2 protein-coding genes and 1 pseudogene are annotated in these 1,761 nt (G+C 68.3%); all 3 read right to left on the bottom strand.

The window, feature by feature from the left end; genetic code table 11:
* A partial coding sequence (locus AC1D2K_RS34210; RefSeq protein ID WP_478094819.1) for a phosphoenolpyruvate--protein phosphotransferase occupies positions 1-1,363 on the bottom strand: 1,363 nt, incomplete at its 3' end.
* Positions 1,360-1,629, bottom strand: coding sequence for an HPr family phosphocarrier protein (locus tag AC1D2K_RS34215; RefSeq protein ID WP_442287809.1), 270 nt, complete (start codon positions 1,627-1,629; stop codon positions 1,360-1,362). The genes AC1D2K_RS34210 and AC1D2K_RS34215, both read right to left, overlap by 4 nt.
* Positions 1,598-1,761, bottom strand: a pseudogene (locus AC1D2K_RS34220) (PTS sugar transporter subunit IIA); the annotation flags it as partial. The gene AC1D2K_RS34215 and the pseudogene AC1D2K_RS34220, both read right to left, overlap by 32 nt.

A 1,761-nucleotide genomic window follows, 5' to 3' on the forward strand; every position in this document is an offset into this window, starting at 1 on the left:
GCACCACACCGCGGTTGTCCAGTTCGGCGCGCGCGAAGTCGATCAGCGAGAGCGTCTGGCGGATCTCGCTGACGTGCGCCAGCATCGGGATCAGCAGATGGATCTCGCCATGCGCCGCGGCCCGCAGGATGGCGCGCAACTGCGTCAGGAACATCGCCGGGTCGGCCAGGCTCCAGCGGATCGCGCGCAGGCCCAGGGCCGGATTCAGGTGCGAATCCTCACGCCCCATCTTGCCGTCCAGCTGCTTGTCGGCCCCGACGTCGATGGTCCGGATCGTGACCGGCATGCCCTTCATGCCGTCGACCGCGCGCCGGTAGGCCTGGTACTGCTCCTCCTCGTCGGGCAGCCGCGTGAGGTTGTGCGATTCGCGCCCCATGAAGAGGAACTCGCTGCGGAACAGCCCGACGCCGACCGCGCCGGCCTTGACCGCGCCCAGCGTGTCCTCGGGCATCTCGATGTTGGCCAACAGTTCGACCCGCTGGCCGTCCAGCGTCACGGCCGGCTTGTGGCGCAGCCGGGACAGGCGCCCGCGCTCGAGGTCGCCCTGGCGCTGCTTGAAGCCGTATTCGGCCAGGATGATCGGCGACGGGTCGACGATCATCACGCCGGCATCGCCGTCGATGATCACCCAGTCGTCCTGGCGCACCAGCTGGCTGGCGCTGCGGGCGCCGACCACGGCCGGGATGTCCATGCTGCGCGCGATGATCGCGGTGTGCGAGGTGCGCCCGCCGACGTCGGTCACGAAGCCCGCGAACACGCTCTTCTTGAACTGCAGCATGTCGGCCGGCGACAGGTCGTGCGCGATCAGCACCAAGGGCGCATCGAAGGCGTCGCCGGCGATCAGGTCGTGGTGGTCGTCTTCCTCGGCGGTGCGCTTGCGGCGCGGCGGCGTCGGCGCCAGCACCGCCGCCGTGCCCTTCATGCGGTGCAGCAGCCGCTCGACCACCTGCTCCAGGTCGGCCTTGCGCTCGCGCAGGTATTCGTCCTCCATCTCGTCGAACTGGCGCGCCACCACCTCGAGCTGGGTGGTCAGCGCCCATTCGGCGTTGTAGAGCCGCTCGACGATCCAGTGCTTGACGCCGCCCGTGAGCACCTCGTCCTGCAGCAGCATCTGGTGCACCTCGAGCAGCGCCGAGAGTTCGTGCGGTGCATCGTTGGGCCCCATCAGCGCGACGCTGGCCTGCAGCTTCTGCAGCTCCTCGGCCACCGCGTTGCGCGCCATCCGGACCCGATCGATCTCGGTCTCGATCTGTTCCGGCTTGATGAAGTAGTGGGCGACGTCGATGCGGCTCGAGACCACCAGCACCGCCCGCCCGATGGCGATGCCACGGGCAACAGGGAGACCGTGGACAACGAAGGTCACTCGCCCTCGCCGAACTTGTCGTTCATCAATGCAACGATCGCATCGAGCGCCTCCTGCTCGCGCTCGCCGATGGTCTCGATCTCCACCGTGACGCCGAGGCCCGCGGCCAGCATCATGACGCCCATGATGCTCTTGGCATTGACGCGGCGATCGCCGCGCGCGAGCCAGACCTCGCACGGGAAGCTGCCCGCGAGTTTGGTGAGTTTGGCCGAGGCGCGTGCATGCAGCCCCAGCTTATTGCTGATGGTCACGGATGTCTTTGTCACTGTGCTTTCTTCTTGCCTGATTCTGCGGCGCTGCCACCGCCACCTGCATCACGCCGGCCGTCCCGCCGGTGAGCGCGCGCTGCACCAGCGTGTCGAGCGGCTCGTTGCGGTAGCTCACCGCGCGCAGCAGCA

This window comes from Variovorax sp. P1_H12_2 (assembly GCF_056405335.1).